Here is a 26,572-nt window from a genome sequence, read left to right as displayed (position 1 = left end):
CGCTCATCCTAATTCAACAACGCCTCGTGTCGAGAAGCGCGGCGGCGCGCAAGCCGCTTTCGGAACTTGCCCATATCAGCGTGCGTGGACCGCTGGCGCAACCTCGGCGCGCCGCATGACAGGCCAGCATTACGAAAAGTGGTCCGGACGCCGCACCCATGTCTCCCCAACAATCCGCCGGTGAGCCGTACGCCGCCGGATCGTCGAAATACTGCGACAGTCGCAAGCATGCAAAACCCCATTCTTCGGAGCGGTAGCGTTCGCCGTTAATGTCGCAGAAAATTGCGTTGATCCTTTCCTGAGGCAACTGCGGCTGGCCGATGACGCCCCTGATAACCGAAGTCAACCCGATGCCGAGGCAGAGTTCCGGTCCTTTGATAACTGCGGGCTCATTACCGAGCGCGGCCGCGACGATGCGACCCAACGCTTCGGCGTGCCACCGCGCGCATGCCTCGCGGCTCATGAGCAGGCAAAACCCCGCGCCTTCGCCGGGTACGAAGGCCGAACGCGCAAGTGCGCCGGCCAGTTGCAAGTTGTCGTCGAGCCATTCCATCGTGTCGGGATGAAAGTAGCTGTCTACGCCGCCGACGAGGCATGCGTCGAGCGTCCCCTTCCTGATTTTCTCGGCTGCAGACCAGAGAGCTGATAATCCGGCAGCGTGACCATGCGGAAAGAGATCGATTTCCGGGAAGTAGATGGGCAAGCTCGAGCCAGCCTGTTGCAATCCGAGACGGATTGCCTCCGCGTCATGCATCGTGAATCCCGGGCGGACCTCGGGAAGCCCGAGGTAGAGCGGCACGCCCGATCGTGTAGTAGGTTGGCCCGTGAGCGGCTCGCAGACTTCCCGCAGCGCGGGTATCGCGAGAGCAAGAAAGCGGTCCGGGCCCGTCATGTCCGGGTCGATTTCGCTGTCGAGCGCGCCGATCATGGGGTTGCCCGCCCGGTCAATCATGAACGGATGCTCGCGCACACCGCTTATTCTCCCGCGGTACGCCGCTGCGCTCGCTGCGCAATGCAGGCCGATCGGGGTACGCGCGCCGGTCGCGACGACATCAACGGAGCGAGACGTCGTCATGAAATCATCTCCTTCTCGCGTACGACTGTCTTCTCGAGATATTCCACATTCGTGCGGCAATCGAGCGACGTCTGCCAGACCATGATCACACGAGGATGATCCGGCTCAATGATGACCGTGGCCAGGCGGCTCCGATGCGCTTCGGCGTGCGTCGCGATTTGGGTGCTGAAAGTCAGATAGACGCGAGGCAGATCGAAGCTCAGCCGCCCTGAGGGCGTGAGATTAACGAGTACGACAGGTTCGCGGCCGGTCAGGTGGTTGACCGGCCGTTGGTCGGGGGGCGCAGAAAGCAGCGAGCGGGAATCCCAATCCGCGGGCAAAAGAGGAGCCCGGCTGTCTCGCCATATTTCGTCGTAGGTGCCGGCATATTCCCGACGCGGCGACCAAAAGCTGTCTATTGCGCCGAAGCAGGCCGGTCCCCTATGTTCGACGTCCCCGTCGGGGTATTCCAAGTTTGCGAGCGCCTGACCTTTCCGGTGGTCCGGCACAGCGCATACGCCACGGCCAACCGGATTACGCGCGTCCATGCAATGGTTTCGCACATCGTCACTCGTGCGGTCGTAGCCGCCGAATGCGCGTTCATAGATGATCGGAACGGAAAGGACGGGCCGGGCTTCAGACGGCCTCGCTCCAAAAAGTCCGCATACCCATTCGCGTTCGCCTCGGACTCTCAACACTTTCCGAATGGCCCCTACCCGAAGTCCGACGAGAAAATCGCTGCTCCAGCGCCCGTGCGGGGCATACGCGGTTCCGTTGAGGAGAATATCCGTCGTTGGTTTTGGCGCGACGAGGTCGGCGTCGTAGCGAAGGCTGGAGAGGCCCGGCTCGCCTCGATATTCAGGCAGCAAGAGCGGGTCGAGCTGCTCGTCGGCGAGAACGGTCGTGCCATCCGATTTGATCTCGTAAGTCGCCTTGACCACGACGATCCATTGATGGATGCCTTCTTTGTTCCTCACCCATGTTTTCCCGACCTTGTATGGCGTGTCGTTGTGAACCGTCCACATAGCCGCTCCTGTGAGGGGACATGTCCGAAGACGAATCAAAAGGCGTCGCTTTGAAGTCCACGTGTGGCGGCGCTGTCGGGGTCGAGAAGACTCATTCGCCGGAAACATGCCGACGTCATACCGCGCCGCGTCGCGAATGACAGCAATGCGGCGCGCTGCAGCCGCGCAGCGGACGAACAGCGAGCGTCGGCTTTGGGTCGCGTAGCGACGTTCGATCCATCGAATCCGCACATCATGACGCTCCCAATTCTCGAATGAGGCCGACTGCGTTGGAATTACCTTCATATCTTTGATGGCAAACGTCAACGGATGAGACGGCTCGAGGAAGGGTAAACACCTAACTTTGAAGGAACAACTTTTCGCGTGGGCGAGTCGGTTCATTTTGGTTCTTCAGCGGGTCCGGACGCAGTGACGGCCTAGGCTGGGAGTCGCGTCCCACCATCCTAAGCCGCTGATCTTGCGAAAGATCTTGCGCCGTAAGTAACGGGTGCTCGCGGTTTAGCGGTTCAACGCTCGACGAACGTCGTTCAATGTAGGGTGAACTTCGACATCCGGGATTCCCGTCCCTCGCCTCCTTGAAATTGTCAAATGCGGTCCATATAATTGGCACTCACTGCACGAGAGTGCTAACAAGATTTCCGTCCGAAGGGTTCTGCCCCGAAAGACGGGCTTTCCCGCGTTTTCAGTCTCAATCTAGAGAGGAGTGTGTATGAACCTTCGTCCTTTGCACGATCGCGTCATCGTCAAACGTCTGGACCAGGAAACCAAGACCGCATCGGGCATCGTGATCCCGGAAGCAGCGGCAGAGAAGCCGGATCAAGGCGAAGTCCTGGCCGTCGGCCCGGGCAAGCGCGATGACAAGGGCACGCAAAACGCCCTCGACGTGAAGGTGGGCGACCGCGTGCTTTTCGGCAAGTACGCCGGCCAGACCGTCAAGGTCAACGGGCAGGAACTGCTCGTCATGCGCGAAGAGGACATCATGGCCGTGCTGGTCAACAAGTAAGCATCCTTCCTGTTAGCCGGGCATCGCGCCGACTGGGCGGCGAGGCCGGCACACTGAACCGAATCAAGGAGTCTGGATATGGCAGCTAAAGAAGTTACTTTTGGCGATTCCGCACGCGCCAAGATGGTCGAAGGCGTGAACATCCTGGCCAACGCGGTCAAGGTCACGCTGGGCCCGAAGGGCCGCAATGTCGTGCTTGAGCGTTCGTTCGGCGGCCCGACGGTCACCAAGGACGGTGTCTCGGTCGCGAAGGAAATCGAGCTGAAGGACAAGCTCCAGAACATGGGCGCGCAGATGGTCAAGGAAGTGGCTTCCAAGACCAGCGACAACGCCGGCGACGGAACCACGACCGCTACGGTCCTGGCGCAATCCATCGTTCGCGAAGGCATGAAGTACGTCGCATCGGGCATGAACCCGATGGACCTGAAGCGCGGTATCGACAAGGCGGTTGCCGCGGCAATCGAAGAACTGCGCAAGATCAGCAAGCCCTGCACGACGAACAAGGAAATCGCGCAAGTCGGCTCGATCTCTGCAAACAGCGACACGTCGATCGGCGAGCGCATCGCTGAAGCGATGGACAAGGTCGGCAAGGAAGGCGTCATCACCGTCGAAGACGGCAAGTCGCTGCAAGACGAGCTGGACGTCGTCGAAGGCATGCAGTTCGACCGCGGCTACCTGTCGCCGTACTTCATCAACAACCCGGACAAGCAAGTCGCCGTTCTGGAAAACCCGTTCGTGCTGCTGCACGACAAGAAGGTCTCCAACATCCGCGATCTGCTGCCGGTGCTGGAACAAGTCGCGAAGGCTGGCCGTCCGCTGCTGATCATCGCTGAAGACGTCGAAGGCGAAGCGCTGGCTACGCTGGTCGTCAACAACATCCGCGGCATTTTGAAGACCGTCGCCGTCAAGGCTCCGGGCTTCGGCGACCGTCGCAAGGCCATGCTGGAAGACATCGCGATCCTGACCGGCGGTCAGGTCATCGCTGAAGAAACCGGCCTGACGCTCGAGAAGGCAACGCTGGCTGAACTGGGCCAGGCGAAGCGCATCGAAGTGGGCAAGGAAAACACGACGATCATCGACGGCGCTGGCGAAGCAGTGAACATCGAAGCTCGCGTGAAGCAAGTGCGCAAGCAGATCGAAGAAGCGACCTCGGACTACGACCGTGAAAAGCTGCAAGAGCGCGTGGCCAAGCTGGCCGGCGGCGTTGCGGTGATCAAGGTCGGTGCTGCGACCGAAGTCGAAATGAAGGAAAAGAAGGCACGTGTCGAAGACGCACTGCACGCAACGCGTGCAGCCGTGGAAGAAGGCATCGTGGCGGGCGGCGGTGTCGCGCTGATCCGTGCTCGCCGTGCGATCGACGGCCTGAAGGGCGCGAACGCCGATCAGGACGCAGGTATCAAGATCGTCCTGCGTGCAATGGAAGAGCCGCTGCGCCAGATCGTCACGAACGGCGGCGAAGAGGCATCTGTCGTGGTGGCGGCTGTTGCTCAGGGTTCGGGCAACTACGGCTACAACGCGGCAACCGGCGAGTACGGTGACCTGGTGGAAGCCGGTGTCGTCAACCCGACCAAGGTAACGCGCACGGCGCTGCAAAACGCGGCATCGGTGGCAGGCCTGCTGCTGACGACCGACGCAGCCGTCGCCGAACTGCCGAAGGAAGATGCTCCGATGCCTGGCGGCATGCCCGGCGGCATGGGCGGCATGGGCATGGATATGTAACTCGGCGTCAAAGCCAGGTTACATCGACGCGAGCTTCGAAAGAGGCTCGCGTCATGCCAAAAGAAAACCCGCAGCAATGCGGGTTTTTTTCGTCTATCGAGAACGCGGTCTTACTTGTTCATCTGCTCACGCAAGTTCTGCGCGGCCGCTTTGTAGTCGTAGGTCGGATAGAACTCGGTGGTGTATCCACCCCACGCAGTCGTTTCGATGGCGCGATTCACTTCGCGCAGCCGCTCGGCGGGCACGCGCAGCGTGACCACCTGACCGATGCCCATCATCACGTACCACGACACCACTTCGATTCCCGGCGGCGGGAACGTCTTGAAGAAGCCTTGCTCCTTCAACTGTTCGTTGATTTTCGGCAGCGGCTTCGACTGATCGTGCTTCAGGAAGATGGTCAGCAGGAAAGTGCCGTCGCCTGCCGGAGTCGCGGGTGGAGGCGGCGGCGCGGCGGTCTGCGCCTGAACCGGCAACGCGATATGAAGCAGCGAAGCGAACATCGTGGCCTCAACGAGGCGTGCGATCCGTCGTGCCGGTTTGTGCATCGGGCATGCTCCTGTCGATGAGTTCAGCGATGATGAATCCGCAACCGTTCCATCAGATGCAGCGCATTGGGCTGCGCGTTGCCTAGCGTGGTGTTGTCGAAGATGCACCAGACTTCGGCGCTTTTCTTTGCGCGGGCATGCAGGGTATGCGCGAGATGGTCGAGGTACGTGTAGTCGTAGGAAGACTTGTAGAGCTCGGGCGACCCGTGCAGCCGAACATAGACGAGCGATGCGTCCGCGCGATGCTTGATCTCGCAGTCATCGGGAATCGGATCGGCGTCAACATAAGCGATGTGATGCGCTTTCAGAAGCGCCGCCGCGTCCGCGGTGAACCACGTCGGATGCCGCGCCTCGCACGCCACCGGCAATTTCGTGCGCTCGCGCAGCGCGCCGAAGAACGCGTCGGCCAGATCGTGCTCGAACGGCAGGCTCGGCGGCAGTTGCGTGAGCCAGCAGCCGAGCTTGTCGCCGAGCCGGCCGGCGGCAAGCAGGAAATCATCGATGAGGGCCTGCGTTTCGACGAGCCGAGCGTCGTGGGTAATCGCCTTTGGCAGCTTCACCGAGAAGCGAAACGATTCCGGCACGCTTTGCGCCCACTTCTCGTACGTTTGCTCACGATGCGGCTTGTAGAAGCTGGAATTGATTTCGACGCAGGTAAGCACGCGCCCGTAGCGTTCGAGGTGCGAGCCTTCGCCGGGGAAACTCGCGGAGACCGCGCTCGTCAGTGACCAGCCCGCGCAGCCGATGCGAATCGCGCCTTGCGGCCCGGGCTTGTGCAAATGGGGCAATCGATACGGCATGCGTTCGCGAAGCCTCCCTGATGTGGTCTCCGGCTACCTCAATTCACCGCTTCTCTTCAGTGCCGCGCTTCTCCCGGCAGCCCGGCCGATTCGTCGGGCAGCGCCGATGTGTCGCTTTCGTCTTCCGCGTCGTTGGAGCGCGCCCAGAAGAACCGGTCCGGCAAATACGCGCCCATTCCCGGTCGAAACGCCGCGCGCGCCGCCTGAAACACGTATTCCTGCGCCTCGCGGGCGGCTTCTGCCGGCTCCTGGCCGTTCGCCAGCAGCGCCGCGACAGCTGCGCCCAAAGTATCCGTCAGCCCCATCACGCGATTCAGCCCGCGATCCCACAGGTCCTGCCGCACCTGGCCTTCCTCGCTATAGAGCGTGTTCACGTGCCGATGCGTGCCCGTTTCCATCGCCAGAACATATTCGCAGCCTTGCGACAGAATATGAGAGATGGCGGAATCGAGCGTCGGCGCTTCTGCGTCGCTGTCGGGCTGGGCGAGCTGCAAGAGCGTGGCGTGATCGGCGATCAGCATGGTCGTTTGCGGCACGAGCAGATCGGCGAGCGATTCGCGCAACTCGTCGGCGGACAGCACGTGTTCGTCGTCGAGCGTGAAATCGGGCGCGAGGATCAGCGGGACGTCGTCGTAGTCGGATACCACTTCGGCGATCGCCGAAACGACTTCCGCCCGCGTCGCCGCGCCGATCTTGAACGCGGCGACCGGCATATCCTCGAGCAACATGCGCGCCTGCGTGGCGACGGTGTCGGGATCGAGACCGGTCACTTCATCGCAGGTGGCGGAGTCCCGCACGGCATAGCCCGTCAGAACGGTGGCGCCGTGGCAGCCCATGCTCGCGAGCGTCAGCATGTCGGCCTGAATGCCGGAGCCGCCCGTCGGGTCCGAAAGGCCGAAAGTCAGAACGATCGGTGGTGAATCGCCGGTCATGGCAAAAGCGGACATGTTGGATTGATTGACACGATTGGCATGATTGGGACGGATCGGGTCGTGGAATGCGTTGTTATGGTGCGCGCCACCCCGTGAAATTCGATTATGCGGCCTATTGTCGCCCGCCTGTCGCCCGGAGCGATGCATTTTCCGCCGGACGGCGCGCGGCGGTCCCGCTATTCGGGAGAACGGCGGCGGGCGGGCGCCTTGCTAGGCATCCACCCGGCAACACGGTACCATCATGTCCTAATTTCAATCGACCAATCGACGCGGCATAAGTATGGAATACAGAAGCTGGATGTGCCTGATCTGCGGCTGGATCTACGACGAAGAGGCGGGATTGCCCGAAGAGGGCATCGCGCCGGGCACGCGCTGGGAAGACGTTCCGATCAACTGGACCTGTCCCGAATGCGGAGCCCGCAAGGAAGATTTCGAGATGGTCCAGATCTGATCCGCATGCTTTCCCGCGCCGCATGGCTGACGTCATGCGGCGCGTGTTTTTTGCGGCCTGCGTTTCAGTGCGGAAGCCGTCGGCCTCGGCCCGCTCTTTGGCTCAGCTGGACAGCCGTTTCCGCGGCTGCTCGCGCAGTCGCGTTTAAAGGCATACGCTTCCAGAGGGCGGGATGCGACGACTCCCGTCGCAGGCCCTTCGATGATGTAGTTTCACCGCGCGCCGGCGCATCGCCGCGCACGCGGTCCGGCTTGTGAGCGCCCGTTATGACCTCTCGTCCCGATCTACCCGTTCTGATGGAAGCCCTGCCCAATCCGCGCGGCGGCTCTGTGCGACTCGCCGAAATGGCGATCGCGGATGCGCTGCACGCTTTCCAGCGGCAGGGCGAGACGGCGGCCGCGCTGAAGCGCGCGATCGCCGCGCTCAATTCCGCCGGATGGCTGCCGGCGCAGCGCTTCGCCGAAGCGCTCGCGCTCGTTGCGCCCATCGGCGACGAATCCGAGCCGACGCGCCAGCGCATCGCGGACGCGCTGCTCGCGTTCGGCATGGCGGTCGATCGTCACAACCTGCGCGAACTGGCGTGTTCGACGGAACTCTTCGATCACTATCGCGGGTTGCACGCGCTCCTTGCGGCCCACACGCGCATCGCACCGGTTTCCTACGACGACCTCGCGCTCGCGGGCCGCGCGATCGCTCCCGCGACGCTGCGGGGCGTCGCCTCGGAGAGGCTGGCGCGCGTGCGGGCGCACTACGAGCAAACGCTGCTCACGCTGTTGCGCGCGCCCGCCGACCAGCCGCAGGCCGGCACCGACGAAGCCTTCGCGCGCCTCGACGCCTGCCTCGCGGACCTCGCCGGCCCCGATCCGTACGATTTCTGGCGGCTCGCGTCGTCAACGGTGCGCGCGTTGCGCTCGCGCGGCGGCGCGTCCGGCTACGCCGACGCCAAACGTCTCTACGCGCGATTCAATCTCGTGCTGGCCGATCAGGCGCACGCGTCCTCGTATGCGCCGCGTTCGCTCGTGCGCGCGACGCTCGCGCTGCTGTGGCGCGATTTCGCGCTCTACGGCGCGACGCCCGAGCACGCCGAGCACGTCGACGTGCTGCGCGACTACGGCCTGACGGTGGCGTGGCACGTCGCGGCGACGCCCGCATCGGAGGCGGCGTGGGAGCAGGGCGCGGCGCAGGCGAGCGAAGACAACACGCGCGATGCGCCGACCCGCGACCTCGGCGTGCTGCGCATCAACGCGGCGGCATACGAAGTCTTCCTGCAAAGCGCGGAGGCGGCGATAGAAGGGCTCGTCGAACGCGGGTCGCAGGCGAGCGAAACCGGCGCGGTCAACGCTTCTTCCGCGCTGCACGCGGCGGATGCCGCCCATCGTCTCGGCGCGGCGGCGTGCGCGCTCGGGCTGGGCCACGTCGCGTTGCTGGCCGATACGCTCGGCCTCGCGTGGCGGCGCATCGCGCATCAGGGCGACGGCGCTGCCGCGCAGGGCGATGCCAGCGCACTCGACGCCGCTATTCCCGAACGCGCTGCACAAACGCTGCGCTCGATGCTGCATCAGGCCGCGGCGGGCATCGCGCCGTCGGAAGGCCGTCCGTCGATCGTTGCGCTCACCGCGATGATCGAGCGGCCCGCGACGGTCATCCGCTAGGCGTCGTCGTCTTCGATGCCGGGCGGCGCCGCGCGTTTGGCTGGCCCGCGCACGACGTCATAGCGCAAGAGCGTGCGTTTGCGGGCGGCATCGTGATCGACGATAGGCGGCGGATAGTCCGCCCCGAGCGCGATCTTCGCCGCCTTCAGCGCGTCGGGCTTCGCGAGCCACGGCGCGTGGATGTCGCGGTCGGACAGCGCCGCGAGTTCCGGCACGTAATGGCGGATGAACTTGCCCGCCGCGTCGAATTTCCGCGACTGCGTGATCGGATTGAAGATGCGGAAGTACGGCTGCGCGTCGCATCCGCTGGAGGCGGCCCACTGCCATCCGCCATTGTTCGACGACAACTCGAAATCGTTGAGTTGCGCCTCGAAGTACGCCTCGCCGCGCCGCCAGTCGATCCCGAGATCCTTCGACAGAAAGCTCGCCGTCACCATGCGCAGTCGGTTGTGCATGTAGCCCGATGTGTTGAGCTGGCGCATCGCGGCATCCACGAGCGGATAACCCGTCTGCCCCGCGCACCACGCGGCGAAATGCGCGTCGGCGGCATCGCCCGTTTCCCATTCGATGCGATCGTATTCCGGCTTGAACGCGCGATGATCGCCCGGCACGCCCACGCGCGGAAAGTGATGCAGCACGCCGAAGTAGAAGTCCCGCCAGATGAGTTCGGACAGCCACGTCGCCGCGCCCCGGTCGCCGTGGCGCTGGGCATCGTGCGCGACACGGGCGAGCGCGCGAATCGACACCGTGCCGTGACGCAGATGCACGCCGAGATAACTCGGGCCTTGCTGCGCGGGGAAATCGCGGGCGTGATCGTAGTCGGTCATGCGGTCGCGGAAGTCGTCGAAAAGTTCGAACGCGCCGCTCGTGCCGGGCGGAAAAGCCGGCGCGTGAGCGTCCGGAAAACCGAGTTCGGCGAGCGATGGAATGCGGCTGTCCGTGGTCGGCTTGGCGAGCGCCTGTAAGTGATCCTCGGACCCGTACGGCGCCAGCGCGTCCGGCGTCAGCGTTTCGAGCCACTTGCGCTTGTACGGCGTGAACACCGTGTAGGGCTTGCCCGCGCCGGTCAGGACGTCGTCGTGATCGAAGATCGCCTGATCCTTGAACGTGAAGAACGGGACGCCCGCGCTCGCGAGTGTCTCGGCGATGGCATCGTCGCGCGCTTTCGCGGACGGCTCGTAATCGCGGTTCGCGAAAACTGCGCTCGCACCGCACTCGCGCGCGAGCGCGGGGATGTCGTGGACCGGCACGCCGTGACGCACGATGAGCGCGCCGCCCGCATCGCGCAACGTGCGATCGAGCTCGACGATGCTCGCATGAATGAACGCCACGCGACGGTCGTTTCGAGCGAGCGGAGCGAGTATTTCCCGGTCGAAAACGAACGCGCACAGCACGCGGCGGCAGCGTGTAAGCGCGTGATAGAGTGCAACATTGTCCGTCGCGCGCAGGTCCCGCCTGAACCACATCAGACCCAGATCAAAGTCGGCCATCCGGCAGCGCCTTTGTTAAAATCCTGAATTATGTCCAAGACTTCCGATCGCATCAATTTGACGAACCAGTTCCTGATCGCCATGCCCTCCATGGCCGATCCGACGTTTTCGGGAACGGTGGTCTACCTTTGCGATCACACCGATCGCGGTGCGCTGGGTCTCGTCATCAACAGGCCGACTGACATCGACCTTCAATCGCTTTTCAATCGCATCGACCTCAAGCTGGAAATCGAACCGCTCGTGCACTTGCCCGTCTATTTCGGCGGCCCGGTGCAGACCGAGCGCGGCTTCGTGCTGCACGAAGCGGGCGAGGGCGAGCCATATAGCTCGTCGATGAGCGTCCCCGGCGGCCTTGCTATGACCACGTCGAAAGACGTGCTCGAAGCGGTCGCGAGCGGCAAGGGCCCCGAGCGCTTTCTGCTGACGCTCGGCCATGCCGGCTGGGGCGCGGGCCAGCTCGAAGAGGAAATCTCGAAGAACGGCTGGCTGACCGTCGAAGCCGATCCGCGCATCATCTTCGAAGTGCCCGCAGAAGACCGGCTGGAGGCGGCGCTGTCGCTGCTCGGCGTGTCGCGCTCGATGCTGTCGGGCGAAGCAGGGCACGCATGAGCCGCGAAGCCACGCTGCTGGCGTTCGATTACGGCGAGAAACGCATTGGTGTCGCCGTCGGCAATACGCTGACGCGCAACGCACGCGCGCTGGTCGTGGTGGAGAACCGCGACCGCGAGTATCGCTTTCAGGAAGTGGGCAAGCTGCTCGGCGAATGGAAGCCCGATGCGGTCGTCGTCGGCATGCCGATGCATCCCGATGGCACGCCGCACGAAATGAGCGCGCTGGCGAAGCGCTTTGGCAATCAGGTGAACGGCCGGTTCAACGTGCCGGTGCAATGGGTCGATGAACGCTATTCGTCCGTCGACGCGAAAGCCGATCTTCGCAAGCGCGGCGTGCGCCCGAATGCGCGCGGCCGCTTCGACGCCATCGACGCCGAAGCCGCCCGCGTCATCCTTCAACAATATCTCGACGGACTTCCCGACGATCATGAGTTCCATTGACGCCGAGGCGCTTTATCGCACGCTCGTCGAACAGATTCGCGCGGCTTATGGCCCATTGCTCGCGGCCGAAGACGGCGCGGTGCTCGCGGGCGTCTATAGCGGCGGCGCGTGGCTGGCCGAGCGGCTCGCGAAAGACCTGAACGCGCCGCACTTCGGCGTGGTGAACGTGGCGCTGCATCGCGACGACTACGCGAAGAAGGGCCTGCACAGCCAGGCGAGCCCGACCTCGCTGCCATTCGATGTGAACGGCCGGCGCATCGTGCTGGTGGACGACGTGCTGTCCACGGGCCGCACCGTGCGCGCGGCCATCAACGAGCTTTACGATTACGGCCGCCCGGCGTCGATCGATCTGGCCGTGCTCGCCGACCGCGGCGGGCGCGAAATGCCGATCGCGGCGCGCTTCACCGGAGGCAGCGTCGACGTGCCTGCGGGCGAGGACCTCGTGCTCGCGCGCCAGAACGACGACACCTTCGCCTTCACGACCGAACCGCGCGCGCAGTGACGCGCGGCGGGGCGCGGGTTGTACGCCGGCCCGCGTTCACAAGCCTCCATCTTCGAAAGAAACACCTGGGATCACTATGAACACCGCCACCCAGAGCGCAGCCGAGACGGGCGCGCAGGAATCTGACAAATTCCGCTACGGCTTCTTGAAGGGCAATCCTCAACTCACGAAGAACGGCGAGTTGAAGCACCTTCTGACCATCGAAGGCTTGCCGCGCTCGATCGTCACCCACATTCTCGATACCGCCGAGCAGTTCGTCAGCGTGACCGACCGCGAAGTGAAGAAGGTGCCGCTTCTGCGCGGCAAATCGGTGTTCAACCTCTTCTTCGAGAACTCGACGCGCACGCGCACCACGTTCGAAATCGCCGCCAAACGGCTGTCGGCGGACGTGCTCAATCTAAACATCAATGCGTCGTCGACGAGCAAGGGCGAATCGCTGCTCGATACGATCAACAACCTCTCCGCGATGCACGCCGACATGTTCGTCGTGCGCCACGCGTCGAGCGGGGCGCCGTATCTGATCGCCGAACATTGCGCGCCGCACGTGCATGTCATCAATGCGGGCGATGGCCGTCACGCGCATCCGACGCAAGGCCTGCTCGACATGTACACGATCCGCCATTACAAGCGCGACTTCACGAAGCTGCGCGTGGCGATCGTCGGCGACATTCTGCATTCGCGCGTCGCGCGCTCGGACATTCACGCGCTGACCACGCTGGGCGTGCCGGAAGTGCGCGCCATCGGTCCGCGCACGCTCTTGCCGGGCAATCTCGATCAAATGGGCGTGCACGTCTATCACAACCTGGACGAAGGCTTGAAGGGCGTCGACGTCATCATCATGCTGCGCCTGCAGAACGAGCGGATGAGCGGCGCACTCTTGCCGTCCGCGCAGGAGTATTTCAAGAGCTGGGGCCTGACGCCCGAGCGGCTCGCGCTCGCCGCGCCCGATGCGATCGTCATGCATCCGGGGCCGATGAATCGCGGCGTGGAAATCGATTCGCAAGTGGCCGACGGCCCGCAGTCGGTGATTCTGAATCAGGTGACGTTTGGCATCGCCGTGCGCATGGCGGTGATGGGCATCGTGGCCGGCAACAGCGATTAACGAAAACGACATGAAGATCCAGATTCAAGGCGGCACGATCATTGATCCGGCTGCGGGCACCGAAGCGCGCAAGGACGTATTCATCGCAGCGGGCAGGATCGTCGCGATCGGCGACGCGCCCGCCGATTTCAATGCGGCAAAAGTCATCGATGCGACGGGCCTGTATGTGGCGCCCGGCTTCGTCGATTTGTCGGCGCGGCTGCGCGAGCCTGGCTTCGAGCACAAGGCGACGCTCGAATCCGAAATGGCTGCGGCGATGGCCGGTGGCGTGACGAGCCTCGTCTGCCCGCCCGACACCGATCCGACGCTCGACGAGCCGGGCCTCGTCGAAATGCTCAAGTTCCGCGCGCAGAAGCTGCATCAGGCGCATGTGTATCCGCTGGGCGCGCTGACGGTCGGGCTGAAGGGCGAGACCATCACCGAGATGGTGGAGCTGACGGAAGCGGGCTGCATCGGCTTCTCGCAGGCGGATAACCCGATCGTCGATACGCGCACGCTGCTGCGCGCGCTGCAGTACGCAACGACGTACGGCTATACCGTGTGGCTGCGCCCGCAAGACGCCTACATGGCGCGTGGCGGCGTGGCGGCGAGCGGCGCGCTGGCGTCGCGGCTCGGGTTGTCGGGCGTGCCGGTGTCGGCGGAAACCATCGCGCTGCATACGATTTTCGAACTGATGCGCGTGACCGGCGCGCGGGTGCATCTGTCGCATCTGTCGTCGGCGGCGGGCGTGGCGCTCGTGCGTGCGGCGAAGGCGGAAGGGCTCGCCGTTTCGTGCGACGTGACGATCAACCACGTGCATCTGACGGACCTCGACATCGGCTATTTCGATTCGCAGTTCCGCCTCGATCCGCCGCTGCGCCAGCAACGCGATCGTGAAGCAATCCGCGCCGGGCTGGAAGACGGCACGATCGACGCGATCTGCTCCGACCACACGCCGCTCGACGACGACGAGAAGCTGCTGCCGTTCGCCGAAGCGACGCCCGGCGCGACGGGCCTGGAGCTGCTGCTCTCGCTGACGGTGAAGTGGGCGCGCGACGCGAACGTGCCGCTCGCGAAGGCGCTCGCGCGCATCACGGCAGCTCCCGCCGATGTGCTGAAGCTGCCCGCCGGACGCATCGCGACGGGCGCGCTCGCGGACGTCTGCGTGTTCGATGCCGATGCGTCATGGCGCGTCGATCCGGCGAAGCTCAAAAGCCAGGGCCGCAACTCGCCGTTCCTCGGTTACGAACTGCCGGCTCGCGTGCGCGCGACGATCGTCGGCGGACATCTGGCCTTCGAGACGCGCTGATTCATGGCGTTCGTGTTGCGCAAGGCGCGCCTTGCGGTGCATTTGTTGTATGGCGCGTGGATCGTGGCGCGGCGGTTTCCGCGCGCATCCGCGAGCGAACGCATGGCGATGAATCGCGCGTGGTCGCTGGAAATGCTGCGGCTCGCGGGCATGAAGCTCGTCGTGCATAACGACGACGCGCGGCTCGATGCGGGCGTGCTGGTCGTCGGCAATCATGTTTCGTGGATCGATATTTACGTGATCAACGCGTGGCGGCCGACGCCGTTCGTGTCCAAGGCCGAGATCCGCAAGTGGCCGGTGGTCGGGTGGCTCGCGCATCAGCTTGGAACCGTGTTCGTGCAGCGCGAGAAGCGCAGCGACGCCAAGCGGATCATGCATGAGCTTGCTGATCGGCTGCAGGCCGGCGAAATAATGTGCGTGTTTCCCGAAGGCACCACGAGCGATGGCGCTTCACTGCTGCCGTTTCACGCGAACATGTTTCAGGCGGCGGTGTCGGCGTCATGTCCGGTGCAGCCTGTCTGCCTGATGTACGAAGATGCGCGCGGCATTCAGACGACCGCGCCCGCGTATATCGGCGAAATGTCGCTGAACGATTCCCTCGATGCGCTGCTGCGCGGTGGACCGGTTACCGCGCATCTCTACGTCTGCGATCCGCTCGCGCCAGGCACCGACAGGCGGCTGCTCGCGAGCGAGGCGCAGGCGGCGGTTCAGACGGCGCTCGATCGCATGCGCGGGGCCCCGGCCGTCGTCATGGAAACGCCGGTCGTTCGACCCGTTATTTCTTCATCGCACAACTCACCTGCGTAAGCACGCGCTCGGCGGGATGTTTCGTCAGCAGCACCGCCGACAGCTTGTTGCCCCAGACACACCCGGAATCGAGACACAGCACGTCGTCGCGGACCATGAGGCCGAGCGCGGCCCAGTGTCCGAAGACGATGGTCGCGTCCCGCGTGCGGCGGTCGGGCACGTCGAACCACGGCATATAACCGGGCGGGGCGGCATCGGGGCCGCCGTTGTTGGCGAACTCCATCGCGCCTTCAGCCGTGCAAAAACGGATACGCGTCAGCGCGTTGTACGTCACGCGCAAGCGATCCATGCCCTTAAGCGAATCTTCCCAGCGATGCGGCTCGTTGCCGTATAGCTCGGCCAGCGTCGATTTCCAGTTCGGCGCGCGCAATGCGGTTTCCAGTTCGTGTGCGAGTTCGAGCGTCATCGTCACGTCCCATTGCGGCACGACGCCCGCGTGAACCATCAGCGCGCCGTTCTCGTAATGCGCGACGGGCTTGTGGCGCACCCATTCGATCAGGTCATCGACGTCGGGCGCGGCGAGGATATCGTCGAGCGTGTCGCCTTTCTTCGGCTTGCGCAGGCCGGCCGCGACGGACAGCAAATTCAGGTCGTGGTTGCCGAGCACGACGGTCGCGCGCGGGCCGAGCGCGATCACCTCGCGCAGCGTTTCCAGCGATTTCGGCCCCCGATTGATGAGATCGCCCGCGAACCAGAGCGGCGTTTCGGGTGACGGCGCGGCTTTCTTCAGCAGGCGATGAAACGGATCGCAGCAGCCTTGAAGGTCGCCGAAAACCAGCGGGGCGGGGACGGCGGGCGTTGCGGGGGCGAGAGAGTGAGGTGCGTCGGTCATTGATTGTTTTCTGCGTTGTGCACGTGGGGCGTATCGGCGGTGTCGGGCTTATCGGGCAAAAGCGTGAATCACGTCGCACGAATTTATTGCAAGTTGTTATCGAACAAGCGATGCATCGGGCGTCCCCGCAAATGTCGACCGCATAGGCCGTCCTGTCCGAATCCTAGCTGTATCAAGTTGTTAGCCGTGTAGTTTTTGCACTTCGTGGCTTTATAATCGACGTTTAATCGGACGGCGGTCGCGGTGATTCGAATCAGTCACACGTTCCGTATCCAACGCGGCATTCACGTTCCGTACGCAATTTTTTCCACACATGCGAGTGTGTTCGGTTTCATTCTGACTGAACGCAGCCAAAAGGGTATTCATGATTCTCGTGACGGGCGGCGCCGGTTTTATCGGCGCCAATTTTGTTCTTGACTGGCTCGAAGGCTCCGATGAACCCGTGCTCAACGTCGACAAGCTGACGTACGCGGGCAATCTCGGCACCCTGCAATCGCTGAAAGACGATGCCCGTCACGTGTTCGCGCGCGCGGACATCTGCGACCGCGCGGCGATGGACGAACTGTTCGCCAGGCACAAGCCGCGCGCGGTCGTCCACTTCGCGGCGGAAAGCCACGTCAACCGCTCGATTCACGGTCCCGCCGATTTCGTGCAAACGAACGTCGTCGGCACCTTCACGTTGCTCGAAGCTGCGCGCACGTACTGGAACGCGCTCCCCGACGCCGAGAAGCAAGCCTTCCGCTTTCTGCACGTTTCGACGGACGAGGTGTTCGGCTCCCTCTCCGCTACCGATCCGCAATTCTCCGAAACGACGGCATACGCGCCGAACAGCCCGTACTCTGCAACGAAGGCGGGCTCGGATCATCTGGTGCGCGCCTATCACCACACTTACGGCCTCCCGGTTCTCACGACGAACTGCTCGAACAACTACGGCCCGTACCAGTTCCCGGAGAAGCTGATCCCGCTGATGATCGCGAACGCGCTTGCGGGCAAGCCGCTGCCGGTGTACGGCGACGGCCAGAACGTGCGCGACTGGCTGTATGTCGGCGACCATTGCGCGGCCATCCGCGAAGTGCTCGTCAAGGGCAAGCTCGGCGAGACGTACAACGTCGGCGGCTGGAACGAGAAGAAGAACCTCGAAGTCGTTCATACGCTGTGCGATCTGCTCGACGAGAAGAAGCCGAAGGCCAGCGGTTCGTATCGCGATCAGATTACCTATGTGACCGACCGCCCTGGCCATGACCGCCGTTACGCCATCGACGCGCGCAAGCTCGAGCGCGAACTCGGCTGGAAGCCGGCGGAAACGTTCGAAACCGGCTTGGCGAAGACCGTTCAGTGGTACCTCGACAATCAGGCGTGGGCCGACGAAGTCGCTTCCGGTGAATACCGCAAGTGGGTCGAAACAAACTACGCGCAGCGGGCATAAGGAGCGGGGCATGGCGCGCAAAGGCATTATTCTCGCCGGCGGTTCCGGCACGCGGCTCTATCCGATCACGCACGCGGTATCGAAGCAATTGCTGCCGGTGTACGACAAGCCGATGATCTACTATCCGCTGTCGACGCTGATGATCGCAGGCATTCGTGACGTGCTGGTGATTTCGACGCCGCAGGACACGCCGCGCTTCGAGTCGATGCTCGGCGACGGCAGCCAGTGGGGCATGAACATCCGGTACGCGGTGCAGCCGTCGCCGGATGGGCTCGCGCAGGCGTTCATCATCGGCAAGGAGTTCGTGGGCAACGATCCCTCTGCGCTGATTCTCGGCGACAACATCTTCTACGGCCACGATCTCGCGAAGCAGCTCGAAAGCGCCGATGCACGTTCCGACTGCGCGACGGTTTTTGCCTATCACGTGCATGATCCGGAGCGTTACGGCGTCGTGGAGTTCGACGGGAGTTTCCGCGCGCTGTCCATCGAAGAGAAGCCGGCGAAGCCGCGCTCGAACTACGCGGTGACGGGGCTGTACTTTTACGACAACCAGGTGTGCGACATCGCGGCGGACATCAAGCCGTCGTCGCGCGGTGAACTCGAAATCACGGATGTCAACTCGCGCTATCTCCAGCAAAAGAAGCTGAACGTGGAGATCATGGGCCGCGGCTATGCATGGCTCGACACGGGCACGCACGATTCGCTGATCGAAGCGGCAACCTTCATTGCCACCCTGCAGAAGCGGCAGGGCCTCGTGGTGGCGTGCCCCGAAGAGATCGCGTACCGCAAGCACTGGATCGATGAAGAGCAACTGCTTGCGCTCGCGAAGCCGCTCGCGAAGAACGGATACGGTCAATATTTGCTCAATCTTCCGAAGGACCAAGTCGCATGGCCATCCAGGTAACGGCAACGGCGTTGCCAGAAGTGAAGATCATCGAACCAAAAGTGTTCGGTGATGCGCGCGGCTTCTTCTACGAGAGCTTCAATGCGCGTGAGTTCGCCGAGCATGTGGAAGCAGGTATCGAATTCGTGCAGGACAACCATTCGCGTTCCGCGAAGGGCGTGCTGCGCGGGCTGCATTATCAGATTCAGCATGCGCAGGGGAAGCTCGTGCGCGTGGTCGAGGGCGAAGTGTTCGATGTCGCCGTGGACATTCGCAAGAGCTCGCCGAACTTCGGAAAGTGGGTCGGCGTGCATCTGTCGGAGGAGAATCATCGGCAGTTGTGGGTGCCGCCGGGGTTTGCGCACGGGTTCGTCGTGTTGTCCGAGTCGGCGCAGTTTCTTTATAAGACGACGGATTGCTGGTATCCGGAGTTCGAGCGCAGCCTGCTCTGGAGCGATGCCGGCATCGGCATCGAGTGGCCGATCGACTTCGAACCGATGCTGGCGGCGAAAGATGCGGCGGGCAAGCGGCTGGCGGAAGCCGAGGTGTTCGCATGAGCGAGCGCACGATTCTGCTGACTGGCGTGAATGGTCAGGTGGGGTTCGAACTGGCGCGAACGCTGCAAGGGCTGGGTCGCGTGGTGGCCGTCGATCGCAGCCGTCTCGACCTCGGTAATCTGGATCAGGTTCGGCAAGTCGTGCACGAGGTAAAGCCGTCGCTGATCGTCAATCCCGCTGCATACACGGCGGTCGACAAAGCCGAAAGCGACGCCGATGCGGCAATGCGCATCAACGGCGAAGCGCCCGGCGTGCTGGCGGAAGAAGCGAAGCGCCTGAACGCCGCGCTTATTCACTACTCGACGGACTATGTCTTCGATGGCACGAAGGAAGGCGCTTACGTCGAAGACGACGCGGTGAATCCGCAGAACGTGTACGGCAAAAGCAAGCTGGCCGGCGAGCAGGCAATCGCGGAGTCGGGTTGCGACCACCTGATCTTTCGCACGAGCTGGGTGTACGGCGGGCACGGCAAGAACTTTCTTCTCACGATGCTGCGGCTCGGCGCCGAACGCGACGAACTCGGCGTGGTCGCCGACCAGACCGGCGCGCCGACCTGGGCGAACACCATCGCGACGCTGACCGCGCATGTCGTGTCGCAGAGCATGAGCGCCGATCATGACTGGTGGAAGAAGAAGTCCGGTGTCTATCACCTGACCGCGTCCGGTTCGACGTCCTGGCACGGCTTCGCCCAAGCGATCTTCGAAAAGTCTTCGCTGGCGAAGAAGCCGGTCGTGAAGCCGATTCCGGCATCGGCCTATCCGACGCCGGCGAAGCGTCCCGCAAACTCGCGCATGTCGCAACGCAAGCTCTTCGACACATTCGGCATCGAGGCGCCCGATTGGGCCGACGCGCTCGATCTCTGCATGAGGGGACTGTGAGCACCGGGAGTAGCGTGCAACGCCCCGGCTCCGTGGTGGTTTTTTATAATCCGGACGCGGCGTGCATCGAGCGTGCGAACCGTCTGGCGAAGCACACCCGTTGCGTGGTCGTCGACAACACGCCGGGCGTCGATCGCGTCGACGGACTCGATGCCGACGTGCGCTATCTGCCCAACCGCGACAATCTCGGTATCGCGACGGCGCTGAATCAGGGCATCGAACTGCTCTTGCGCGAAGGCTGCCGCGTCGCGCTTTTTTTCGACCAGGACAGCGAACCCACGCTCGAGCATCTGCAGGCCTTGCCGGCATTGCTCACCGAATGGGTCGCGGCAGGAGAGAAAATCGCGATCGTCGGTCCGGCCTACGACGATCCGCGCCTCGGCGGAGTCGCGCCCTTCGTGCGCTTCAGACCATTCAAGCTCGCGCGCGTGCCCGCCGAAGGCGCGCGTCCCGTGGACGCGGACTTTCTCATCACGTCCGGCTCGTGCCTGAATCTGGCTTGCTGGAACGTCGTGGGTCCAATGGAAGACGACCTGTTCATCGACTTCGTCGATCTTGAATGGTGCGTGCGGGCCAAGCGCGCGGGATATCGTCTGGTCGGCGTTCCGTGGATCACAATGGCCCACGAACTGGGCGGCGAGCCCGTGCGGGTGTTGGGGCGCACGTATCCCATGCACAGTCCCGTTCGTCATTACTATTTGTTCCGCAACGCCATTGCGTTGATCGGCCGGGGATACGTGCCGTGGTCCTGGAAATCGACGGAACTGCTCAAGTTGCCGTTCCGCCTGCTCATCTATTCGATGATGCCCACGGCGCGCCGTCTGCATGTCTCAATGGCGCTGCGCGGTCTTCTGGACGGACTGCGTGGCCGCCTCGGAAGGCTATAGCGCGGTGACATCGCCCCCGAAACGCCGGCCCTCCAAACTGCCAGAGGCAAGTACCAAGATGCAACACGATTTCAAGACGACAGTTCGACACGACGCGGAGCGCGAGCCGGTCCGCGCGGGCGGCGAACCGTCTTCGTTCGACTGGCAAGAGCGTTGTGCCGTGCTCGAGAAGGAACTGAAGAATACGCGGGCGGACGCAAGGGAACTGTCGTCGCTGCGGAATCGCGTATTGCAGCTCGAAACGGAACTCGCGGCATTGCGCGGTTCCACCTCATGGAGAATGACCGCGCCATTGCGCTCGACAGTGAGCGCTGGCAACGCAGTCCGCCTGGCGTCGGCCACGATGTCGCGACAGGTTCAGTCGCGCGGCGGCGTCGTGCCGGCGGCGCAGTACTACTTGTCCGTTCTCAAGCGCGAAGGCATGCCCGGAATCATGGCTCGCCTGCGCCGCCTTCAGAGCGGAGCGGGATTCGCCGATGGACCGCCCCGTGACGAGGTTTATCACGAGTGGATCGAACGCTACGATTCGATCACGCCGGAGAAGCGCCAGCAGGTGTTGCAGGACATCGAAAGACTTCCGCGCCGCCCGACATTCTCGATCGTGGTTCCCACTTACAACAGCAGCGAGCCGTTTCTGCGCGAGATGATCGCGTCGGTGCGGGAACAGATCTATCCCGACTGGGAACTCTGCATCGCAGACGATGCCTCCACCGATCCGCGCGTGCGCGAAGTGTTGAGCGAGGCAGCGGCGCAGGACAGCCGGATCAAGCTCGTGTTCCGCGACACCAATGGTCATATCTCAGCGGCGAGCAACAGCGCGCTCGAACTGGCGACGGGCGAATTCGTCGTCCTGCTGGACCACGACGACGTCATTCCTCCGCATGCGCTTTACATGGTCGCGGTGTATATCGGTCGCTATCCCGCGAGCCGCATGCTCTACAGTGACGAAGACAAGCTGAACGAGGCGGGCAAGCGCACGACGCCGTATTTCAAGAGCGACTGGAACCCGCAAATGTTCCTGACGCAGAACATGTTCTCGCATCTGGGCGTCTTCGAGACGGCGCTCGTACGCGAGGCAGGCGGCTTTCGCAAGGGCTACGAAGGCAGCCAGGACTACGACCTGGCGCTGCGCTGCATCGAGATCGCGGGTCACGATCAGGTCGTCCATATTCCGCACGTGCTCTATCACTGGCGCATCGTGCCGGGCAGCACGGCGGGTAGCGGCTCCGAGAAGCCCTACGCGCTTATGGCCGCCAAGCGGGCCGTCGAAGATCATCTGACGCGCAGCGGGATCGATGCATTCGTCGATCAGCCATACGAATCGCTCGGCATCTTGCGCGTACGTTATGGACTCGCGCAGCGTCCGCTCGTCTCTATCGTCATTCCCACGCGCGACGGGCTGGCGCTCACCAAGCAGTGCATCGACAGCGTGCTCGCCAAGACGCTCTATCGCGAATACGAGATCATCGTGGTCGATAACGGCAGCGTGAAGCCGGAGACGCTCGCTTATTTCGACGAGATCGCCAGCACAAAGGGCATTCGCGTGATTCGCGACGACGCGCCCTTCAACTTCTCGGCGCTCAACAATCGCGCCGTACGCGAGGCGAAGGGCGAGTTCGTGTGCCTGCTGAACAACGACATCGAGGTGATCTCGCCCGACTGGCTGAACGAGATGGTCAGCATCGCCGCACAGCCCGGCGTCGGCGCCGTGGGTGCGTGCCTGTGGTACCCGAACGACATGCTTCAGCATGGCGGCGTGCTGATCGGTCTTGGCGGGGTTGCCGGGCACATGCATCACATGATGAAGCGCGGTCTGTTCGGTTACTTCGGCCGCGCGGTGGCCATGCAGAATCTGTCGGCGGTCACGGCAGCCTGTCTCGTCGTCAGGAAATCCGTCTATGAAGAAGTCGGCGGCCTGAATGAAGAACTGGCGGTCGCGTTCAACGATGTGGATTTCTGCCTGCGTCTTCTCAAGGCGGGCTATCGCAACGTCTGGACGCCGCACGCGGAGCTCTACCATCACGAGTCGGCGACACGCGGTTCCGACATGGATGCGGACAAGTATCAGCGCTTCCTGGGAGAAGTTCGCTGGATGGAAAGAGAGTGGGACGGGTGGCTGGAAAATGATCCGGCGTACAACCCGAATCTTTCGCTCAGCACCAAGGTCTTGCCCTTCACGCTGGCGTCTCCGCCGCGCGTCGGACAGTTCGAGTGACGATCTGCGCGGTCCGGAGACGGGCTATGCGCATGTTAAAATGTCCAGTTAATTTCTAAACCGAACCGCTGGGCGCGCGGTCATTGGCAAGATGTTTTCTTGCGATTCGCGTGCTCCGGGAAGGTCTCCTGCAGGAAACTCTCGATGCAACTTTCAGTCTGGCGGCACCGAGCGCTGTTATGGGATTTCGTGCGCCGCGATCTTGCAACCAAGTTTCGCGGCTCGGCGCTCGGGTCGATCTGGATGCTCGTGACGCCGATCCTTACGCTCATCGTCTATTTCTTCGTTTTTAGCGTGGTGTTCAAGGCGCGCTGGTCGTCCGGCACGTCGGGCAGCAAGGAGTCGGCGCTGATTCTCTTCGCCGGGCTCATTACATATACCTTCTTTTCCGAATGCTTCTTGCGCGCGCCGGTGTTGATGCGCGAGAACCCGAATTTCATCAAGAAGGTCGTGTTTCCGCTCGAGATCCTGCCCATGGCGATCACGCTGTCGGCGCTCGTGAATGCGTCGATCGGCTATGGCCTGCTGCTTTTGTTTCATCTTGTCTTCGTCGGTCTTCCGCCAGTCTCGGCGCTTGCGCTGCCAATCGTGCTGCTGCCGTTCATGTTTGCAGTGCTCGGCGTGAGTTATCTTTTCGCGTCGCTCGGCGTGTATCTGCCCGACATCAAGCTCGCGGTGCCGCCCATAACCATGGCGCTCATGTATCTGAGCCCGATCTTTTACCCGATCGATATGGTGCCCGAGGCGCTTCGCGCACTCGTGAGCTGGAATCCGTTCACGCCAATTCTCGAGAATGTGCGGCATGTATTCTTCTTCGGCACGTGGCCTGACTGGACGGGCTATCTGATTCAGATTGTGGCTTCGCTCGCATTCCTGCGAGTCTGCTACTGGTTCTTCGACAAATCGAAGAAGGGCTTTCCTGACGTTCTCTGATCGAGAAGCCAGAACCGGCGCGGACAAATGCCGGCGGGACAACACAAAGCGCGCAGTCGGTTAATCACAATGAACACAACGAGAGTAAAAGCAGGCATCGTCATCGTCACGTACAACTCGGCAGAGGTGTTCGCGCTGGCGCTCGACAGCCTTCTCGGTACTGCAAGCGATACGGCGTTCGACGTCGCGGTCATCGACAACGCTTCGGCCCCCGCGCAACGCGAGGCTTCCCGGCGGGTGTTCGATCAGGCCGTGAGCCGCGGGCTTTCCGGGGTCTATTTCCAGCAGGAAAAGAACCTGGGCTTTTCCGGCGGCAACAACATCGGCATCGAGCACTTTCTCGCCGATAAGGACATCACGCACATCTGTCTGCTCAACAGCGACGTGATCGTGACGGATCACTGGCTCGACTATCTGATCGAAGACGACAAGGACGCGATCGGCCCGCTCACCAATGCGTCGAACAACGAGCAGGGTATTCCCGTCGGCTACCATCTCGGCGACCGCAACAACCTGGGCGCGGGAAGCGCCGCGCTCGACCTGCCCGCGCTCGACCGCTTTGCCAAAGAACGGCGCGAGGCGTGGCTCGGCGACGTCGTCGAAAGCGATTTCCTGAGCTACTATTGCGTTCTGTTCACGCGGCGCGTCATTGAAAAACTCGGGCTGCTGGACACCCGGTTCTTCCCGGGCGCCTATGAGGACGACGACTATTGCCTTCGCACGCTCGAGCACGGCTTCAAGATGCATGTCGCGCGAGATGTGTACCTGCATCACTGGGGCTCCGCGTCGTTCGGCAAGCTCGACGCGCTCGAAGCACAAGGCTTCGCGGCCGAAAACCGACGCCGCTTCGAAGAGAAGTATGGCCGCGCGTGGCAGGATCGCACTTACCTGTCCGTGACCGCGTGGAAACAGGACTCGCTTTTCGCCATCGCCCAGCCGGCGCATCCGCCGCTGCACGTTGAAACGCATCGGCTCTACGCGCAGCAGCTAAGCAAGCTCGTCGATGGGCTCGAAGCCTATCGCACGCATCTTCTGCACGAAATCAAGACGCGCCGTTCGGTTGAAAAGCGCGATCTGCGCTCGATCGTGTTCGGTCAGTACGAAGACGAGGAGGCAACGCCGCGCTCGCTCATTCCGGTGATCGAATCGATTTCGTCGGAGGTGCGGCAATTCCTCGCCGACCAGAACGAAGTCGCCACGCCGGACGTGGTTCAGCGTTTGAAGACGCGCTTCGAGAGTCTCGAGCGCGAGGTCGATGCGCTCGTCTCCGAGACCAAGGCGCTGCTCGCGCAACTCGACGCCATGCCGACGCTCGAGCCGAAAGCATCGGACGGACTCATGAACCGCCTCACGGCGAGAGTGGCCCGCGCGGCCCGGTTCCCGAGTTCCCGGGTGAGCCGTATCGCGCGATGGCTGGAGTTTGCGGATCTGTTCTTCGGTGGCAACGGCATCATGTTCGTGGCGCCGTATCCGACGAAGGCGCGGGAGCGCGACGGCTATTTCCAGCGCGTCAAGGCAATCGATTCGCTGTTCCCGTCGCGCCGCCGCGTGTATTGCGACGTGCGCGAGGCCGCTGCCGGCCCCAAGCCTTTCATCGAACGCGCGGGACGCAGCGCCTGGGTGCTCAATATCGCTGATGAATCCCGCGTGCAGCGGCTCGCTGCATGCCTGCTTGCGTGGCGCTTCAAGCGGGTCTATTTCCATAGCGTGCTGCGCATGCCCAACGCGCTCGGACGTGCGCTGCGGCGCGTGCCGGGAATCAAATGGGTGCTCGACGTCCACGGCGTCGTGCCCGAAGAGTTCCGCATGCACAACGACTTTTACTCGGCGCGCATCCACGATGATTGCGAGCGCTGCGCAGTCGAGCGCGCGTCGAACGTGATCGTCGTTTCGCAAGCGATGGGCAACTATCTGTCGCACAAGTATCGCGATCTTCTGAAGGCCAACGTCATCGTCCTGCCGATCTTCGCGGTCGACGAGGGCAGCCATGCTTCGCGCGCCTACCGGGACGGCAAGCCGACGGTGATCTATGCCGGGGGCACGCAGAAATGGCAGAACCTGCCGGCAATGATGAACGTCGTGCGCGAAGGCATCGATCTGGCGGACTGGTGGATCTACACGCCGGACGTCGAGCAGATGCGCAGCGCAGCCGCGGCCGAGATCGTGCATCACCCCAACTTTCATGTGTCGAGCGCGACGCGCGCCGAGCTGAACGGCATCTATCAGCAGTGCCACTTCGGCTTCATTCTGCGCGACGACATGGTCGTGAACAACGTGTCGTGTCCGACGAAGCTGATCGAGTATCTTGCGTTCGGCATCGTGCCCATCGTCGATACACCGAACATCGGCGACTTCAACACGTACGGCATGCGTTATGTGACCGCTTCGGATTTCGCCGCCGGGAAATTCCCCGGTGAGCGGGAAAGAATGGACATGGCGCGTCACAACATGAGCATCTGCGAGCGGCTCGTCGAGCAAAAAGCGAGCGGCGAGCAGCAGCTCACGGCCGCGTTCGCCTGAGAGTCGTGAGCGAGAACAT

Annotated in this window: 25 protein-coding genes; 18 read left to right on the top strand and 7 right to left on the bottom strand. The window is 63.0% G+C overall.

What is annotated here, in order from left to right; all coding sequences use genetic code 11:
• Nucleotides 1–13 precede the first annotated feature (13 nt).
• Both P9255_RS16040 and P9255_RS16035 read right to left on the bottom strand, forming a co-directional pair.
• On the bottom strand, nt 14–1,075 hold the full coding sequence (locus P9255_RS16040; RefSeq protein WP_309790032.1) for a beta-ketoacyl synthase N-terminal-like domain-containing protein: 1,062 nt from the start codon (nt 1,073–1,075) through the stop codon (nt 14–16).
• Nucleotides 1,072–2,079 carry a DUF2169 domain-containing protein gene (locus P9255_RS16035; protein WP_309790031.1) on the bottom strand — a complete coding sequence of 336 codons (1,008 nt, stop codon included), beginning with the start codon at nt 2,077–2,079 and terminating at the stop codon, nt 1,072–1,074. The genes P9255_RS16040 and P9255_RS16035 overlap by 4 nt, the downstream gene beginning before the upstream one ends.
• Nucleotides 2,080–2,788: 709 nt before the next feature.
• Between P9255_RS16035 and P9255_RS16030 the strand changes: the two genes are divergently transcribed.
• Nucleotides 2,789–3,082, top strand: a complete 294-nt coding sequence (locus P9255_RS16030; RefSeq protein ID WP_309790030.1) for a co-chaperone GroES — start codon at nt 2,789–2,791, stop codon at nt 3,080–3,082.
• A gap of 78 nt (nt 3,083–3,160) precedes the next feature.
• Nucleotides 3,161–4,801 carry a chaperonin GroEL gene (gene groL / locus P9255_RS16025; RefSeq protein WP_309790029.1) on the top strand — a complete coding sequence of 547 codons (1,641 nt, stop codon included), beginning with the start codon at nt 3,161–3,163 and terminating at the stop codon, nt 4,799–4,801.
• Between the two features lie 110 nt (nt 4,802–4,911).
• On the opposite strand, the gene P9255_RS16020 is transcribed toward groL, so the two are convergent.
• From P9255_RS16020 to P9255_RS16010, 3 genes are read right to left on the bottom strand one after another with little or no spacing between them, the layout of a single operon-like run.
• On the bottom strand, nt 4,912–5,346 hold the full coding sequence (locus P9255_RS16020; protein WP_309764193.1) for a hypothetical protein: 435 nt from the start codon (nt 5,344–5,346) through the stop codon (nt 4,912–4,914).
• Between the two features lie 23 nt (nt 5,347–5,369).
• On the bottom strand, nt 5,370–6,146 hold the full coding sequence (locus P9255_RS16015; protein ID WP_309764194.1) for a DUF72 domain-containing protein: 777 nt from the start codon (nt 6,144–6,146) through the stop codon (nt 5,370–5,372).
• Between the two features lie 56 nt (nt 6,147–6,202).
• Complete coding sequence (locus P9255_RS16010) at nt 6,203–7,078, bottom strand: hydroxymethylpyrimidine/phosphomethylpyrimidine kinase (RefSeq protein WP_309765411.1); 876 nt, start codon at nt 7,076–7,078, stop codon at nt 6,203–6,205.
• Between the two features lie 280 nt (nt 7,079–7,358).
• On the opposite strand from P9255_RS16010, the gene P9255_RS16005 reads away from it, so the two are divergent.
• Together P9255_RS16005 and P9255_RS16000 are read left to right on the top strand one after the other, a co-directional pair.
• Nucleotides 7,359–7,529, top strand: coding sequence for a rubredoxin (locus tag P9255_RS16005; RefSeq protein ID WP_025527884.1), 171 nt, complete (start codon nt 7,359–7,361; stop codon nt 7,527–7,529).
• 266 nt (nt 7,530–7,795) lie between these two features.
• Nucleotides 7,796–9,181, top strand: coding sequence for a hypothetical protein (locus tag P9255_RS16000; protein ID WP_309790028.1), 1,386 nt, complete (start codon nt 7,796–7,798; stop codon nt 9,179–9,181).
• Here the strand turns inward: P9255_RS16000 and P9255_RS15995 are convergent.
• The gene (locus P9255_RS15995; RefSeq protein WP_309790027.1) at nt 9,178–10,671 is read right to left on the bottom strand and encodes a deoxyribodipyrimidine photo-lyase; all 1,494 of its coding nucleotides are present in this window, start codon (nt 10,669–10,671) and stop codon (nt 9,178–9,180) included. The two genes, P9255_RS16000 and P9255_RS15995, sit on opposite strands and share 4 nt — an antisense overlap.
• A gap of 30 nt (nt 10,672–10,701) precedes the next feature.
• Here P9255_RS15995 and P9255_RS15990 point away from each other — a divergent pair, with 30 nt between their 5' ends.
• From P9255_RS15990 to P9255_RS15965, 6 genes are all read left to right on the top strand, one after another.
• Complete coding sequence (locus P9255_RS15990; RefSeq protein WP_040050817.1) at nt 10,702–11,280, top strand: YqgE/AlgH family protein; 579 nt, start codon at nt 10,702–10,704, stop codon at nt 11,278–11,280.
• Nucleotides 11,277–11,723 (top strand): Holliday junction resolvase RuvX, encoded by a 447-nt coding sequence (gene ruvX / locus P9255_RS15985; protein ID WP_309790026.1) that lies wholly within the window; start codon nt 11,277–11,279, stop codon nt 11,721–11,723. Before P9255_RS15990 ends, ruvX begins: the two co-directional genes overlap by 4 nt.
• Nucleotides 11,710–12,225 carry a bifunctional pyr operon transcriptional regulator/uracil phosphoribosyltransferase PyrR gene (gene pyrR / locus P9255_RS15980; protein WP_309790025.1) on the top strand — a complete coding sequence of 172 codons (516 nt, stop codon included), beginning with the start codon at nt 11,710–11,712 and terminating at the stop codon, nt 12,223–12,225. Before ruvX ends, pyrR begins: the two co-directional genes overlap by 14 nt.
• A 76-nt stretch (nt 12,226–12,301) precedes the next feature.
• Nucleotides 12,302–13,327, top strand: coding sequence for an aspartate carbamoyltransferase catalytic subunit (locus P9255_RS15975; RefSeq protein ID WP_309764199.1), 1,026 nt, complete (start codon nt 12,302–12,304; stop codon nt 13,325–13,327).
• 10 nt (nt 13,328–13,337) lie between these two features.
• On the top strand, nt 13,338–14,615 hold the full coding sequence (locus P9255_RS15970; protein ID WP_309790024.1) for a dihydroorotase: 1,278 nt from the start codon (nt 13,338–13,340) through the stop codon (nt 14,613–14,615).
• A 3-nt stretch (nt 14,616–14,618) separates the two neighbouring features.
• On the top strand, nt 14,619–15,422 hold the full coding sequence (locus tag P9255_RS15965; protein WP_309790023.1) for a lysophospholipid acyltransferase family protein: 804 nt from the start codon (nt 14,619–14,621) through the stop codon (nt 15,420–15,422).
• On the opposite strand, the gene P9255_RS15960 is transcribed toward P9255_RS15965, so the two are convergent.
• Nucleotides 15,391–16,254 (bottom strand): symmetrical bis(5'-nucleosyl)-tetraphosphatase, encoded by an 864-nt coding sequence (locus tag P9255_RS15960; RefSeq protein WP_309764202.1) that lies wholly within the window; start codon nt 16,252–16,254, stop codon nt 15,391–15,393. The genes P9255_RS15965 and P9255_RS15960 overlap by 32 nt on opposite strands.
• Nucleotides 16,255–16,618: 364 nt before the next feature.
• Here P9255_RS15960 and rfbB point away from each other — a divergent pair, with 364 nt between their 5' ends.
• The 8 genes from rfbB to P9255_RS15920 all read left to right on the top strand — a co-directional run bounded on the left by rfbB (nt 16,619) and on the right by P9255_RS15920 (nt 26,553).
• On the top strand, nt 16,619–17,680 hold the full coding sequence (gene rfbB / locus P9255_RS15955) for a dTDP-glucose 4,6-dehydratase (protein ID WP_309790022.1): 1,062 nt from the start codon (nt 16,619–16,621) through the stop codon (nt 17,678–17,680).
• A gap of 10 nt (nt 17,681–17,690) precedes the next feature.
• Nucleotides 17,691–18,584, top strand: a complete 894-nt coding sequence (rfbA, locus tag P9255_RS15950; protein WP_309764204.1) for a glucose-1-phosphate thymidylyltransferase RfbA — start codon at nt 17,691–17,693, stop codon at nt 18,582–18,584.
• Nucleotides 18,569–19,120 (top strand): dTDP-4-dehydrorhamnose 3,5-epimerase, encoded by a 552-nt coding sequence (gene rfbC, locus P9255_RS15945; protein ID WP_309764205.1) that lies wholly within the window; start codon nt 18,569–18,571, stop codon nt 19,118–19,120. The genes rfbA and rfbC overlap by 16 nt, the downstream gene beginning before the upstream one ends.
• Nucleotides 19,117–19,998, top strand: a complete 882-nt coding sequence (gene rfbD / locus P9255_RS15940; RefSeq protein ID WP_309790020.1) for a dTDP-4-dehydrorhamnose reductase — start codon at nt 19,117–19,119, stop codon at nt 19,996–19,998. The genes rfbC and rfbD overlap by 4 nt, the downstream gene beginning before the upstream one ends.
• On the top strand, nt 19,995–20,885 hold the full coding sequence (locus P9255_RS15935) for a glycosyltransferase family 2 protein (RefSeq protein WP_309790019.1): 891 nt from the start codon (nt 19,995–19,997) through the stop codon (nt 20,883–20,885). The genes rfbD and P9255_RS15935 overlap by 4 nt, the downstream gene beginning before the upstream one ends.
• A gap of 280 nt (nt 20,886–21,165) precedes the next feature.
• A complete protein-coding gene (locus P9255_RS15930) occupies nt 21,166–23,100 on the top strand; it encodes a glycosyltransferase family 2 protein (protein WP_309765412.1) in 1,935 nt (644 codons plus the stop codon).
• A 144-nt stretch (nt 23,101–23,244) separates the two neighbouring features.
• On the top strand, nt 23,245–24,033 hold the full coding sequence (locus tag P9255_RS15925; protein ID WP_309764208.1) for an ABC transporter permease: 789 nt from the start codon (nt 23,245–23,247) through the stop codon (nt 24,031–24,033).
• A gap of 69 nt (nt 24,034–24,102) precedes the next feature.
• A complete protein-coding gene (locus P9255_RS15920) occupies nt 24,103–26,553 on the top strand; it encodes a glycosyltransferase (protein ID WP_309764209.1) in 2,451 nt (816 codons plus the stop codon).
• Nucleotides 26,554–26,572: the final 19 nt, after the last annotated feature.

It is taken from the genome of Caballeronia sp. LZ019, assembly GCF_031450825.1.
Lineage (GTDB): Bacteria > Pseudomonadota > Gammaproteobacteria > Burkholderiales > Burkholderiaceae > Caballeronia.
The sequence above is the reverse complement of the archived record's forward strand: the minus strand, read 5'-3'. Positions and strand labels throughout refer to the sequence as shown.